This is a genomic window from Thalassotalea sp. G20_0, from assembly GCF_017744175.1.
Classification (GTDB): Bacteria; Pseudomonadota; Gammaproteobacteria; order Pseudomonadales; family Endozoicomonadaceae; genus Endozoicomonas.
Map to the genome: position 1 here is coordinate 1 of NZ_JAGHQV010000501.1, position 547 is coordinate 547.

Sequence of the window (547 nt, forward strand, 5' to 3'; positions counted from 1 at the left end):
CCGGAGTGCCTGCACAGTCTCGCTGTGTGGTAGTGCCCAGTCCATTTCTGCATGGTGAGGCGGCTTCTCTGGTAATACCGGCCATGGCCTCAGACCCACGGAATGCGGAAGATCATACTGTCGAGATTATCGAGCTGCTACCAGAGTTACTGTCCGGTGATGATCGCCCAAAAGGGATGCTGGTACTGTTCTCATCCCGTCGGCAGATGAAGGATGTGCACTTTGGTCTGGATGCCTGTTGGCAGGAGAAGATCCTGCTGCAGGATGACTATTCAAGACAGGAGTTGTTGAAGAAGCACCGCCAGCAGATTGATGATGGCAAGGTCAGCATCCTGTTTGGTCTTGCCAGCCTGGCAGAAGGGATAGATTTACCCGGTCATTATTGCGAACACGTGATTATTGCCAAGATTCCTTTTGCAGTACCGGACGACCCTGTGGAGGCCGCACTCTCTGAGTGGCTGGAAGCCCAGGGGCGGAATCCGTTTATGGAAATTACCGTGCCGGATGCGGCGATCCGCCTGATACAGGCTTGTGGTCGTCTATTGCG

General features: G+C 54.3%; 1 protein-coding gene. It reads left to right on the top strand.

The annotated features are described in order from the left end of the window. Positions 1 to 26: 26 nt before the first annotated feature. On the top strand, positions 27 to 547 hold a 521-nt coding region (locus J7438_RS28610; RefSeq protein ID WP_503003956.1), incomplete at its 3' end, for a helicase C-terminal domain-containing protein.